This window comes from Caulobacter sp. GW821-FHT10A10, assembly GCF_059415745.1.
This window is the reverse complement of the sequence record NZ_JBWKNV010000006.1, coordinates 392098-405414: the sequence shown is the minus strand read 5'-3', so window position 1 is coordinate 405414 and position 13317 is coordinate 392098. Positions and strand designations below refer to the sequence as shown.

Here is a 13317-nt window from a genome sequence, read left to right as displayed (position 1 = left end):
TTAAGAAACGGCGCCGGTCTTGCGCGGGACCGGGCGAGGGCATCCGCCTGCGTTTCAAATTGGGTCAACTCGCGATGAAGCCGCGTCATCAGGTCTCCCGCGCCGCCGTCGATCTCATCAAGAGGTTCGAAGGCTATCGGCAGAAAGCCGCCCAGCTGCCCGACGGGCGCTGGACGATCGGCTACGGGCATACCCTGACCGCCCGGGGGGGCGCGACCGTCTCGGAACAGGACGCCGAGGCCCTGCTGCTCTACGATCTGATCACCGTGGCCCACGCGGTGAACGAAAACAGCTATGCGCCGCTGAACCAGAACCAGTTCGACGCCCTGACCTGCTTTGCGTTCAACATCGGGACCGAGAACTTCGTCCGCTCGGGCGTGCTGCGCCGGATTAACGAGGGCTCGCTGCTGCAGGCCGCCTGCGCCATGGAGATGTGGCGCAAGGCCGACTTCGAGGGCGAGCGGATCGTCATCGACGCTCTGGTGCGCCGCCGCGCCGCCGAGAAGACCCTGTTCCTGACCCCGCCGGACGGCCACTGGGTGCCCGCGCCCAGCCCCGTGCTGCGGCCCAAGGTGGATTACGACGCGACCTGCGCCATTCCCAAGCAGACCCCGGCGGCCGTCTCGACGCGGTTGGAGGGCGACAAGGCCTTCGCCGAGCGCGAGGCGGGCTCGATCGTCGCGCCGCTGACCCCGGTCGTCCCGGAAGAGGACGGCCCCAGCGCCACTGAAGTGGCCGCCGCCGGCGTCAGCGCCCGCCTGGAGAAGATCCTGGCCGACGAGCCGGCGCCGCTGGCCGCCAAGGCGCCGGTGAAGCCGGTCGAAGACCTGGTCGTGCCCGAGCCGCCGCCGGCGCCGGTCGTGGCCGCCGCCGAGCCGGCCCCGGTGCTGCACGCGCCCGTCGAGGCCCCGCCGACCCTGGAGCCGTTCCGCCTGACGCCGGAGGAGCCGGTCCCGGCCCAGGCGCCGCTGTTCGTGCCCGATCCGCCCGCGCCGCCGCCCGCCGCGCCGGAGCCGACCCTGTTCGAGCAGTCGGCGCCCTCGCGCTCGCCGTTCAATCTGGGCGGCTTCTCGACCAGCGGCGCCGAGGTCGACATCCAGACCCTGGACGTGCCGCTGAACCCGCCCGAGCAGCCGGTCTTCGGCGGCGCCAGCCTGCTGGTCAGCCTGGGCCTGCTGGGCCTCGCTTTGTTCGGCGGCGGCGTGCTGTGGAACCTGTCGGTGGCCTCGGACCCGGGCCTGACCCCGATCCGCATGTTCGGCTGGGGCGCCAGCGTGATCGGCGTGATCTGCTTCGCGGTCTCGGCCTATCTGCTGCTGCGCAAGCTGGGCGGGCCGGACATCGAAGACGACGGCGAGTGACCTTGCGATCGAACGGCGTTTCGAAAAGACCGGGTTGAACCCCGGATCAATCTGAAAAAGAGCATGAACGCCCGCCGGTCTCGTTGATCGGCGGGCGTTTGTGCTATGCCTTCGGGCATGACGCTGCAAACCGCACCCTCAATGGACTTCGCCCTGGGCGAGACGGCCGACGCGATTCGCGAGACCACGGCCCGCTTCGCCGCCGACAAGATCGCGCCGCTGGCGGCCCGGATCGACGAGACCAACGCCTTCCCCCGCGAGTTGTGGGTCCCGATGGGCGACCTTGGCCTGCACGGCATCACGGTCGAGGAGGAGTTCGGCGGCCTGGGCCTGGGCTATCTCGAGCACGTGGTGGCGATGGAGGAGATCTCCCGCGCCTCGGCCTCGGTGGGCCTGAGCTACGGCGCGCACTCGAACCTTTGCGTCAACCAGATCCGCCGCTGGGCGACCCCGGAGCAGAAGCAGCGTTATCTGCCGAAACTGATCAGCGGCGAGCATGTGGGCTCCCTGGCGATGAGCGAGGCCGGGGCGGGGTCCGACGTCGTCTCGATGAAGCTGCGGGCCGAGCAGGTCGGCGACCGTTACGTGCTGAACGGGACCAAGTTCTGGATCACCAATGCGCCGCACGCCGAGACGCTGGTGGTCTACGCCAAGACCGGTGAAGGCAGCCGGGGCATCACCGCCTTCATCGTCGAGAAGGGCATGAAGGGCTTCAGCGTCTCCAAGAAGCTGGACAAGATGGGCATGCGCGGCAGCGACACCGCCGAGCTCGTCTTCGAGGACTGCGAGATCCCCGAGGAGAACGTCATGGGCCCGGTGGGCGGCGGCGTCGGGGTGCTGATGAGCGGCCTCGACTACGAGCGCGCCGTGCTCAGCGCCGGCCCCCTGGGCATCATGCAGGCCTGCCTCGACTACGTTCTGCCGTACGTTCGCGAGCGCAAGCAGTTCGGCCAGGCCATCGGCTCGTTCCAGCTGATGCAGGGCAAGGTCGCCGACATGTACGTGGCCCTGAATTCGGCCCGGGCCTACGTCTATGCGGTCGCTCGGGCCTGCGACGCCGGCAAGACCACGCGGTTCGACGCGGCCGGGGCGATCCTGATGGCCAGCGAGAACGCGGTGAAGGTGTCGCTGGAGGCCATCCAGGCCCTGGGCGGGGCCGGCTACACCAAGGAGTGGCCAGTCGAGCGCCTGCTGCGCGACGCCAAGCTTTATGACATCGGCGCGGGCACGAACGAGATCCGCCGGTTCCTGATCGGCCGGGAGCTGGTGGGGGCTTGAGATCATCCCTCTCTCTGAGAGAGAGGGAGGGACCCGCGCCGAAGGCGTGGGAGGGTGAGAGGTTACAAACTGTCCGGTCGGAGCGCGGTCGTCGCACGGTTGGTTGGGGTCGGTTCGGTCTTCTCCTGCATGCAAGGTTTCGAGGTTTGCCGGATACGGTGAAACCTCTCACCCTCCCGTCGCTTCGCGACGGGCCCCTCCCTCTCTCAAAGAGAGAGGGATTATTCAGGCAGGCTCGTAGGTCAGCCTGATCACGTCGTCGTCCATGCGGTCTGTCGCCACGAGGCGCAGGCGGGGGCGGGGGGCGGCGAAGTAGGGCGTGCCGGCGCCCAGCACGACGGGGTGCAGGTAGATCCGGTAGGCGTCGATCAGGCCAAGCTCGGTGAGGCTGCGCGCCAGGTTCGGGCCACCGACCTCGATCTCGCCGTCGATCCGGGCCTTGATGTCGGCGATCGCGGTCGCTAGGTCGCTCTGGATCAGCGTGGCGTTGGGGCCGACCGAGGTCAGGGTGCGCGAGACGACCCATTTGTGCTGGGCGCGCCAGGCCTGGGCGAACTCGCGTTCGGGCGCGCCCCAGTCAGGCTGCTCCTCGTCCCAGTAGGCCATGATCTCGTAGAGGCGCCGGCCATAGACGCTGCCCGCCTGCTCGCGCGCCTGGTCGATGAAGTGGCGAAACAGCGTGGGGCCGGGCGCGAACCCGGTGTGGTCGACATAGCCGTCGAGCGACTGGTTCATGCCGAAGACGAGCCTGGCCATGCCGAGGATCTCCCTGCCGAGGGCTGCTGACGCGCCCAGTCTAGCGCCTTCACCAGTTGGGGCGAGGCGGTGATTTCTCGCGGGGCCAGAACGGGGCGAGCAGGCCTTCGCGACGCGGATCGCCGCCGGTGTTCCAGATCATTTTCTCGATGAACCACGGCAGGATCGAGTGGATCTTGTCCAGCACGCTGTCCGGCATCTGCCTGAGGGTGATCTTGCTCTCTTCGGGTACGCCGTGCTCGACGCGCCACGCGGCGACCTCCGTCCGGATGTCGTGGAGGACGTCGTCAATCTCGCGCCGCCGCTCCGCGGGCAGCTGGAAGAACGGGGTGTGGACGAAACCGCTCCGCTCGCGGCGGGGCTGGGCTCTCGACCTGGGTCTGGCCATGGGTCTGCTCCTGACATGCATCGACGGCCGCGGGCTGGAACGGCGCGCGGGGCGGGGAGGGAGCGGAGCGCCCGGGCCACGCCCGGAGGTGCTGTTGTGTGTACCGTTTCGACGAAGCCCGTGCGCTCCGCGCGGTCGTTGGACTGCCGGCTTCCCGGGCGGCGGCGCTCTTAACGCCTTACCAGGACCGCCTTCGAGGTTTCCCTGTCGGACGGCGACGAGGAGAGGGGGGGCTCTGTAATCCTCGTCCAAGCCGACGGCGGGCGGGCCTGGCCAGCGCCAGGTCCCGGACACGACGGATCTTCCCAATCCGCCCCAGCCCCGCTCGATCGCATCCCGGGGCCGCGAAGGTCGCTGGCCGCGCGCCCTCCCCATCGCCTCGAGACCTGGTGATTATGCAGCCACGCGAGCGGCGTCGGATGGAGGGGCGTTGGGCGGAAGGATTTCAAGGGGTTGTGGGCGGGAGAGGTGGGGATGCGGCTCTCCGTCCCCCTTCCTTCCGTAAAATCCCCGCTTTCGCGGGGATTTTACGGGGGAGGATCAGGCCGTCGCCGCGCTCTTGGGCAGCACCTCTTCTCCCGCCCGCCAGCCGGCGTAGGCGACGACGCAGCCGGCGATGGCGGCGGCCAGGGCGAAGGGCAGGGGCGGCAGGTCGGCGGCGCGGACGAAGAGGGCCCGCCAGGCCGGCAGCGGGCCGGCGAACTGGAAGAGCACGGCGCCGACCGCGGTCAGCAGGGCGGAGAGCAGGAAGGGGCGGCCGTCGGGTCCGGCGCGGAGAGCGACGACCAGGGCGATGGCGGCGGTGACCGCGTTGGCCAGCTGGAAGCCGACGCCGAGCTTCCAGAAGTCCTGCGGACCGGCGATGGCCAAGGGCGGCAGGATCGGCGCCAGGCGGCCCAGGATCGGCGGCAGCAGGAAGATGCTGGTGGCCAGCATGTAGCCGGCGTGCGGGCCGATCGTGCGCCGGCGGGCGAGGGCCTGGTGGTAGAACCAGGCGAAGCTGGCGACGGCGACGATGTCGAGCCAGGCTAGGCGCGCGGCGTAGAGGTCGTAGAACGGCGAGACGTTGGCGACCAGGCGGCGGGCCATGCCCAGGAAGATCCCCGAGCCGCCGGCCAGGAACAGCGGGAAGAGGGCCAGGCTGCAGAAGCCGAGCGTGCGGTGCGTGGCGCGGTTTCCGCCATGGATCAGGGCGCTCTGGGCGACCAGCAGGCACAGCCACAGGGTGGCGGTGATCCCGTGGGCGTGGAGATCGATCGAGGCCGTGGAGACCTGCGACAGGTAGGCCGGCCAGAAGGCCAGGACCGCCAGCGGGAAGATCGCCAGGACATAGAAGTGCGCGCGCCGATACGGCATCGAAAGCCCCCTTCCGAACCTGCAAGCGAGGCTATTCGGAAACCGACGTTCTGCCAATGTTGCAAGGATGCAAAAAAGAAGGCCGCCCCGGTAATCCGGAGCGGCCCGCTTTCAGCGCGATGGGCGCTAGGTATCAGTACTTGTACGAGGCGCCGACGAAGAAGCGGCGGCCCGAGTAGTTGCTGTTGATCAGGCGGGTGTCGCCGGCCCAGCTGGATTCGTCTTCCTTGGTCAGGTTCTTGCCCTCGACGAACAGCGACAGGCCCTGCGGGCCCGGACGCCAGGTGAACTTGCCGTCGAGATAGCCCGTGGCGTCCTTGAACACCGGCTGGCCGAGGGTGTCGGACGCGGTGAGCAGGTAGCCCGAGCGGTAGTTGTAGGCGAGGCGGGCGCTGATCGGGCCCTTCTCGTACCAGACGGTGGCGTTGTAGCTGGTCTTCGACAGGCCGGGATAGGGCAGGGCCGAGCCGTCGACGCCGCTGTAGACGCCCACGTCAGAGGCCTTCTGGTAGGTGTAGTTGACGTCGGCGCCGAGGCCCGACAGCAGGCCTGGCAGCCAGGTGAAGGCGGTCTTGGCCGTCAGTTCGACGCCCGAAATCTTGGCGCCGTCGCCGTTCACGTAGGTGTTGTAGAAGTACAGGGTGCCGTCGCCGAACACGTCCTGCTGGCCCAGGTTCGAGCGCGAGGACAGGTAGAACGAGCGGATGTCCTTGTAGAAGAAGCCGGCCGACAGCTGGGTGTCGCTGTCGGGGTACCATTCGAACGACAGGTCGTACTGGTTGGCGCGATAGGGCTTCAGCGCCGGGTTGCCGGCGTCGCAGCTGTCGGGACCGTCGTCGGAGGTGCCGTCGTTGGTGTAGTTGATGGTGCAGGTCATGCTGGGCATCAGGTAGTTGACCAGCGGGCGGGCCATCAGCTGGGCGAAGCCGAAGCGCGCGCTCAGACGGTTGTCGATCAGCCAGCCCTGGATGTTGAAGCTGGGCAGATAGACCGTGTAGTCCTTGGTCATCGACGTCAGGGTGTTGGCCACCACGGCGGTCGAGGCCACGCCGTTGACCAGGCGGGTCTCGCGACGGGTGTACTGGCCGGCGGCCGTCGTCTGGGTGTGGACGCGGCGGACGCCGAAGTTGCCGATGATGTCGCGGCCCAGCAGCGGGAAGCCGTAGTCCAGACGGATGTACTGGGCGTCGCTCTTCTCGGTGACGTTGTACGGGATCTGGTTGTACTGCTTACCGTCGTTGCCGGTGGTCGTGTACAGGTTGTCCAGGTTGAAGTGCGACGTATCCAGGTACTGGGAAATCGCCTTGAACGACGGATACTTCCAGCTGTTCGGCAGGCCCGAGCCGCCGTAGTAGAAGTTGTCGGGCAGATCGACCATGGCCTGGGCGAACAGGGCGTTCGAGAAGGCGCGCGACCAGGTCTCGGTCGAGTTCCAGTAAGTGGTCTGATAGGCGTTGCCGAGGATCGCGGCGGTCTGGTCGGCGGCCTGGCCGTTGACCACGGTGGCGGTCGAGTTGACCGAGTTGGCGTAGATCACCGTGTCGTCCAGCGCGCTGGCCAGGTTGGCGCCGCCGCTGACGATGAAGCCGCCGTAGCCGTAGCCGCCCGTCTCGGCGTTCGAATAGCGGCCGCCGAACTTGACGCTCTTCAGGAAGGGCAGGTCGGCGCGGTATTCGAAGTCGATCTTGTACTGGTCTTCGGTGTTCTTGGAGTCCGACGGACGGTACTGGATCTGCCACTGGTTGACGGCGGCGGCGTCCGACGGGCTGAAGCCGTCGGCGAAAGTGAAGACCGGGGCCGAGCCGTTGTTCGGGTCGATCGTGACCTTCAGGCCCGGGGTGTTGTACGACACCGAGGCGTTGTTGGTCAGGTTCAGGGTCTTGGTCTTGCCGCGGGCGCCGACGAAATCGATCTTCCAGCGGTCGTTCTGGAAGTTGGCGCCGAAGGTGATGTAGTCGGAATCGTTGGTCTGCTTGAAGTCGCGCGACGAGATGCTGAAGGCGTTGTTGCCGCCGCGGTTGGCCGTCGTGAGGCAGTCGCCGACGATGTATTCGGTGACGTTGTGGTTGGCGTCGACCTTCACGCCAGGCACGTTCTGGGCCGTCGCCGCGGTGACGCGGGCGCAAGCGTTCGACGAACGGTTCAGCGGGTCGAGGTTGGTCAGGCCCGTGCCGTAGTTGATGTCGTTGAGGATCTGTTCGCGCTTGTTCTTCTGGTAGGTGACGAAGGCGGTCAGATTGTCGGTGAACTTGTACTGGGCCGTGAACTCGGCCGAGGTGCGGGTGTCGTCACGGGTCCAGACGCGGTAGCGCGGCACACGCGGGCTGTAGTCGTACCACTGGCTTTCGCAGGCGGTGCGGGTCTGGGCGGTGGTCAGCAGCGAGGCGTCGGGCGTGACGGCCGTAGCGCAGCTGGCCTCGGTGTCGAAGCCGGCGATGTAGTCGCTGACGGCCTTGCCGTAGGTCTGGCTGTAGTAGTCGAGCGTCTTTTCCGCCGAGTTGTCGAAGTCGCCGAGCAGGGCCCAGGCGTTGTTGTCGACGAAGTCGCCGCGGGTCAGGACGCGGTCGTAGTTGACGTTGCCCATCAGGCCCAGGCGCCCGTCGAACAGCTGGGTGGCGCCGAACACGCTGGTGCGCGGCTTCCAGCCGGGCAGGGTGTCGAGGTTCTGCGCCGAGGCGGTGAACGACAGGGTCGGCTTCTTGAAGTCCAGCGGCTTGCGGGTGGTGACGCTGACCGTGCCGCCGACGCCGCCTTCGGTCATGTCGGCCGTGAAGCCTTTGAAGACGTCGATCGACTTGACCATTTCCGACGGCAGTTCGCGGAAGTCGTTCGAGCGGCCGCCGCCGCCGTAGACCGACAGGTTGCTGGCGGTCGACAGGGCGCTGACGCCGTTGATCTCGACGCGGTTGAGGTCGGGCTCGACGCCGCGGATCGAGACGGCGTTGCCTTCGCCGAAGTCGCGGGCCAGCTGCACGCCGGTGACGCGGCCCAGCGCCTCGCCGACGTTCTTGTCGGGGAAGGCGCCGATGTCTTCGGCGACGATCGAGTCGGAGACGGTGCCGGCGCGCTTCTTGCGGCTCATGGCCGACTGCAGGCTGGCGCGGGTGCCGACGACGACGATTTCCTCGACGGCGTTCTCGACGTTGGAGTCAGCTGAAGACGTGGGCGCGGCCTGGGCGGGCGACGGCGCGGGCGTCGTCTGCGCGAAGGCGGCGCCGCCGCCGATCATCAGCAGGATGGCGGTCATCCCGGTGGTGCGCATCAGCCCGGCTTCGCGCCGGATCTTGCTGTCGACCTTCATAGTATTCCTCCAAGTGCGAGGGCGTTTCCGCCCTGTCTTTCGGGCCGTGCGGCGCCATGCGGCGCGGCCGGCCGATTTGCTGAGATGGAGGCCAGGGCGATGGGCGCGTCCGACGATGACCGGCAGTCGAATCGGAGGCGTCCGGGCCTTGGCCGCGGCGAGGGGAGGGGGAACGAGAGGCGGCGCCCGGCGCGGTGCGCGGGCGGACGTCCTGGCGGCGAGCACGGGGTGGGGCCTGCCTGGCGACGACTGGCGCGATGGCGGCCCCTTGTCGCTTGTCTTTCTCGATCCGGTGCGAGCCTGGCGTGAGCGTACACGCGGCGTCGCTTCTATGAGACGGTCTGCCGCCCGCCGCGGACCTTTGGTCTCTGCTACGGGCGTGATCCATCCATTTCCAAGCTGACGCAAAGAGTCAACGTCGCGGAGATAATTTCCCGCCGAGTCGCCGCCTGCCCGCAATTATGTGACAATTAAAGCACTGTGTTCCCACATGGTGGAATGCTCTCGCAACAATCGGGATTAGTGCTTGATTTTGGCGCTAATCCTGCTCATCGTGTCGACATTCGGCGCGTCCGCGCGCCCGGCCGACGACAAGATCGGATCGAGAGGAGACGACAGAAGATGGCAATCCGCCCCCTTGGTCCCTTCGCTCGCCCCGCCCTCGCCGCCGGCCGTACGGGGTAGGCAGCAGGGAGGGACAAGTTTTCCACCGGTCCGTTTCGACGGCGTCTTCCAGGGTCAGTTCACGGCCCGACGTCAACCGCGACGACACCGGTGTCTTTGAGCGGTCTTTTGTTACCAGCGATAAATGACGGCGTTCTCGGCTTTGTGTTTTTGTGCCGTAACCGACGCTGTCGCGTGGGCGGGTTTCGCAAGGGGTTGCGAGCACGCCCGACTTCCTCGTCCGCGTCCCGCAGGGAGGCGGACGATCCATTCAATGGGGGGGCTCGCCTGGGCGCCAAAGCGCCTGGCGAGTCTCGACTTTCGCCCGCGACGCGGGCCGTGACGCCCGTGGAGGGCTGTCAGATTTCCTTCAAAGCCCGAACCTGAAACGAAAGAAGCCCCGGACGCAGGGTCCGAGGCTTCCGATCCGCTCGTCGGTCGATGCTCGCGCACGACCGAAAGACGGCATTTGTCCGCTAAAGCGCTGGGGTCAGTTCAGACCTTCGATCTTCACGGAGCTTTCCAGCGCATTCGCTTTCGACAAATGAGACACTGGGTCACCTCCTTTCGGCTGCGCGTCACACCCTGACGCAAGACTAAGGTTGGGTGCGCGCGGGCCGTTGGCAAGAGGCGCGGTGTCGCAGGCGCGTGCTATGCGGGGGCATGAGCGAAAACCGAACCGCCCCGCGAAAACCTGTCCTGTTCGGCTGTCTGGGCGTCTTCCTCGGCCTTGTCCTGGCGGTCACGGCCGCCGGCGCCTGGATGACGGGCTATCTGCCGGTGCGGCTGTTCAGCGAGGCCCGCTGGAAGGATCCGGCGCGGAGAGACCAGCGCGTCACCATGGTCAGCGCGCTGCTGCTGACCCACAGGCTGGAACGGCGGACGCGGGGAGAGGTCGTGGGCCTGCTGGGCGAGCCGACCAACACCGACTATTTCGCCGACTGGGACCTGGTCTACTGGCTGGGCGACGAGCGGGGGCTGTTCGGGATCGATTCCGAATGGCTGGTGATCAGGCTCGGCCCGGACGGCAGGGTGGTCGAGCGCAGGGTCGTCACCGACTAGACTTGTTCACCGACTGGTGGGGAGCAACCCCGGACCGCGCAAAGGGGGGACAATGCACGATCCGGGGCCGCACCTCCTGGGGCTGGCTAGAGGGCGCGCCAGGCCAGGAGGATCAGGGACCAGAGACCCAGATTGAGCGCCAGCGCCGCCACGCGGGGACCGTTCACGCGCGCGGCCAGGGCCACGGCGCGAGCGCGCGGGGCTTGGGCGGAGGCGGCGGAAGCGGCGATGCGGGTCACGGCGGTGGTTCCTTGTTCAAGACAGCGCCGACAGCGGCGCCTGTTGTTGGTAAAGATAGGAACGCCGGAGATAGTTTCATATGCGACAAAACGGTCGCGGGCCGTCATGGTCGCGCGCGAATTGTCGCAGCGAGTCGCGCCATGCCCGCCTGGGATCCAGACGTCTATTCCCGCTATCGCGCCTATCGCGACCGCCCCGCCCTCGACCTGATGCTGAAGATCCCCCGCGATCTGGCCCCGCGCGAGATCTGGGACCTGGGCTGCGGCCCCGGCGAGCACGCCGCCCTGCTGGCTGCCCGGCATCCCGAGGCGGTGGTTCATGGCCTGGATTCGAGCCCCGAGATGCTGGCCCGCGCCAAGGGGCAGGGGGCGGATGTCGACTGGATCCTGGGCGACATCGATGCGTGGCGCCCCGAGATCCCGCCCGACCTGATCTTCACTAACGCGGCCCTGCAGTGGCTGGACGGACACGACACGCTGTTCCCGCGTCTCTTGAGCAGCCTGGCGCCCGGCGGGGTGCTGGCCTGCCAGATCCCGCAGGTCGAGGACGCCGGCTGGCGGCGCAGCCTGCGCGAGGTCGCCGCCGACGGTCCGTGGGCCGGCAAGCTGGCCGATCTCGACGGCGTGCGGGCGGGCCATGATCCGCGCGCCTACCACGACTGGCTCTCACCGCTGGCGTCGGATCTCGACGTCTGGGCGACGATCTACGTCCACGCCCTGGAGGGCGAGGACCCGATCATCGACTGGACCTCGGGCACGAGCCTGCGGCCGTATCTGGAGCGGCTGGACGGCGCCGAGACGACGGCGTTCCTGAGCGCCTGGCGGGCGCGGCTGGCGGAGGACTACCCGAAGCGGGAGGACGGGATCACGCTGCTGCCGTTCACGCGGTTGTTCGTGGTGGCGCGGCGGTAGGGGGTCTTTGAACCCTCTCTCTGAGAGAGAGGGAGGGGCCCGCGCCGTAAGGCGTGGGAGGGTGAGAGGTTACACTCTCTCCGAACGGAGCGCGGTTAGTCGGGTATTCGGCAGTTGTCGCGGGATCTAGCTCTTGGCTGAAGGGATCGAGTTTCGCCGGCTGACGGTGAAATCTCTCACCCTCCCACCGCTTCGCGGCGGGCCCCTCCCTCACTCAAAGAGAGAGGGATTAGAAAACTACTCCATCTCCGCCAGGCTCTTCCTGCGCCGAAGTTCCGCCACGGCCGTCTCCAGGCTGTCGAGCGCCACCGCCGCCGCTTCGAAGCCCGCGGCGACGGCCGGTTCGAAGGCCTTCCAGTCGCGGATGTCGATCTTGTCGAGCTTGGGGGTGATCAGGACGTCGCTGGCTTCGCGGCTGGCGGCGAGGTCGCGGCCGGTGGAGACGGTGGCCGCGCGCATCAGCAGGGCGACGATCGGCGGGCCCTTGCGCCATTCGCCCGAGAGCAGCCAGCGCCACAGCGAGGCGGGGCGGTGGACGTCGGCGGCGGTGATGCTGCGGCCGCGGGTGACATCGACGCCGATGATCGGCCCAAGCTGGAAGGCGCGCATGACGTCGGCCGGGAAGTTCTTCATCACCGCCCCGTCGACCAGCACCGCGTCGCCGTCGGACACCGGCGGCAGCACGCCCGGCAGCGAGATCGAGGCGCGCAGGGCCCGGTGCAGCGGCCCTGAGCGGTGCAGGTGATAGGCGCCCGAGGTCAGGTTCGACGAGACGCAGAAGAACGGCAGCCACAGGTCGGCGATGTCGATGTCGCCGAAATGCTCGTGCAGGCGGGCCTTGACCTTCTCGCCGCGGGTCATGGCGACCAGCGGGAAGGCGATGTCGTCGAGCGGGCTGGTGTCGACGAAGGCCTTGCGGATGCGGGCCTCCATCTCGCCGTCGTCCCAGCCCATGGCCAGACCCGCCGCGACGATGCCGCCCATCGAGGCGCCGCCGACGAAGTCGATGGGCACGCCGCGCTCGCGCAGGGCCTGGATGGCGCCGATGTGGGCGTAGGCCCGCGCGCCGCCGCCGGACAGAACGAGGCCCACCGACTGGCCGGTGAGCACCCGGGCCAGGCGCTCGACGTCGGCGAGGCGGTTTTCGCGCAGGTGGAACAGGCGGGCCGCGTCGGTGGCCTCCAGCCAGCCCTGCGAACCCTGCGGTCGCTCGGCGTTGGGCGGCTGGATCAGGATCAGGTCGATCAGCCGCTGGGCCTGCAGCGGCCGCGAGGCGTAGGCCGGCGGTTCGGGCGGCGGGGCCTGGTCGCCGCGACCGACGCGGAACAGGCGGTCGACCTGGCGGCCGACCACATGCTTCCAGGCCGTCTCGTGGGCCTCGGCGACGTAGAGCACGAAGTCGTGGCTGCGCTCGACGCGGCTGAACCACTCGGTGGGGGCCAGCAGGCTTTCGCCGCCCTCGACGGTGACGGCGTAGCCCAGGGCGGCGATGCAGCGGCCGATGCGCTCGACGATCGGGCGGATGGCGTGGCAGTCGCCGGCGGCGATGAAGCCGTAGACGGAAGGATCGCCGATCGAGGCGTGGGCCCCGGCCTGGCGGGCGCGACGGATCATCAGCCGCGACAGCTCGATCATCACGTCGGGATCCTGCTCGACCGCCTCGAAGAAGGCGGCGCGGGGCAGGGCGAGGATTTCGGAATCGCGCAGGGCGACCATGTGGGCCGAGTGCGGGGCGCCGGCGATCATCGCCATCTCGCCGGCCGGCTCGCCCGGGCGGATCACTCCGAGGAACTGCGGCTCCTGGCCCTCTTCCCGCCGGAACGCCCCCAGGCGCCCGGTGCGCAGGAAGTAGAGGTGGTCGGAGGCCTCGCCGGGCGCATAGAGTAGGGAGCCGCCCGGCAACGAGAACCAGGCGGCGTCGCCCTCGCGCCGTTCGCGCGAGAACAACCGGGCCAGGGCCGTATCGGCCATGAAGTCTGGAAGGGTGACCACGAGACGGAC

10 protein-coding genes are annotated in these 13317 nt (G+C 68.3%); 4 read left to right on the top strand and 6 right to left on the bottom strand.

The genetic code is table 11. The annotated features are described in order from the left end of the window. Window positions 1-74: 74 nt before the first annotated feature. A complete protein-coding gene (gene spmX, locus AC07NS_RS18795) occupies window positions 75-1361 on the top strand; it encodes a lysozyme-family localization factor SpmX (RefSeq protein WP_494605665.1) in 1287 nt (428 codons plus the stop codon). 117 nt (window positions 1362-1478) lie between these two features. Continuing rightward, the gene (locus AC07NS_RS18790; RefSeq protein WP_494605664.1) at window positions 1479-2639 is read left to right on the top strand and encodes an isovaleryl-CoA dehydrogenase; all 1161 of its coding nucleotides are present in this window, start codon (window positions 1479-1481) and stop codon (window positions 2637-2639) included. Window positions 2640-2864: 225 nt separating this feature from the next. Here AC07NS_RS18790 and AC07NS_RS18785 read toward each other — a convergent pair whose 3' ends face one another. From AC07NS_RS18785 to AC07NS_RS18770, 4 genes are all read right to left on the bottom strand, one after another. Next, the gene (locus AC07NS_RS18785) at window positions 2865-3395 is read right to left on the bottom strand and encodes a dihydrofolate reductase family protein (protein ID WP_494605662.1); all 531 of its coding nucleotides are present in this window, start codon (window positions 3393-3395) and stop codon (window positions 2865-2867) included. A 49-nt stretch (window positions 3396-3444) separates the two neighbouring features. Beyond that, complete coding sequence (locus AC07NS_RS18780; RefSeq protein ID WP_494605661.1) at window positions 3445-3783, bottom strand: hypothetical protein; 339 nt, start codon at window positions 3781-3783, stop codon at window positions 3445-3447. A 540-nt stretch (window positions 3784-4323) separates the two neighbouring features. Continuing rightward, window positions 4324-5139: a hypothetical protein gene (locus tag AC07NS_RS18775; protein ID WP_494605659.1), complete on the bottom strand. Its 816-nt coding sequence runs from the start codon at window positions 5137-5139 to the stop codon at window positions 4324-4326. Between the two features lie 133 nt (window positions 5140-5272). Then, window positions 5273-8440, bottom strand: coding sequence for a TonB-dependent receptor (locus tag AC07NS_RS18770; protein ID WP_494605657.1), 3168 nt, complete (start codon window positions 8438-8440; stop codon window positions 5273-5275). Between the two features lie 1326 nt (window positions 8441-9766). Between AC07NS_RS18770 and AC07NS_RS18765 the strand changes: the two genes are divergently transcribed. Then, window positions 9767-10165: a hypothetical protein gene (locus tag AC07NS_RS18765; protein ID WP_494605655.1), complete on the top strand. Its 399-nt coding sequence runs from the start codon at window positions 9767-9769 to the stop codon at window positions 10163-10165. 86 nt (window positions 10166-10251) lie between these two features. Here AC07NS_RS18765 and AC07NS_RS18760 read toward each other — a convergent pair whose 3' ends face one another. Continuing rightward, on the bottom strand, window positions 10252-10404 hold the full coding sequence (locus AC07NS_RS18760; protein ID WP_158285952.1) for a hypothetical protein: 153 nt from the start codon (window positions 10402-10404) through the stop codon (window positions 10252-10254). Window positions 10405-10545: 141 nt separating this feature from the next. On the opposite strand from AC07NS_RS18760, the gene AC07NS_RS18755 reads away from it, so the two are divergent. Beyond that, window positions 10546-11316, top strand: coding sequence for a methyltransferase domain-containing protein (locus AC07NS_RS18755; RefSeq protein WP_494605653.1), 771 nt, complete (start codon window positions 10546-10548; stop codon window positions 11314-11316). A gap of 237 nt (window positions 11317-11553) precedes the next feature. Here the strand turns inward: AC07NS_RS18755 and AC07NS_RS18750 are convergent, their stop codons facing one another. Next, window positions 11554-13287: a patatin-like phospholipase family protein gene (locus tag AC07NS_RS18750; protein ID WP_494605756.1), complete on the bottom strand. Its 1734-nt coding sequence runs from the start codon at window positions 13285-13287 to the stop codon at window positions 11554-11556. Between the last annotated feature and the right edge of the window lie 30 nt (window positions 13288-13317).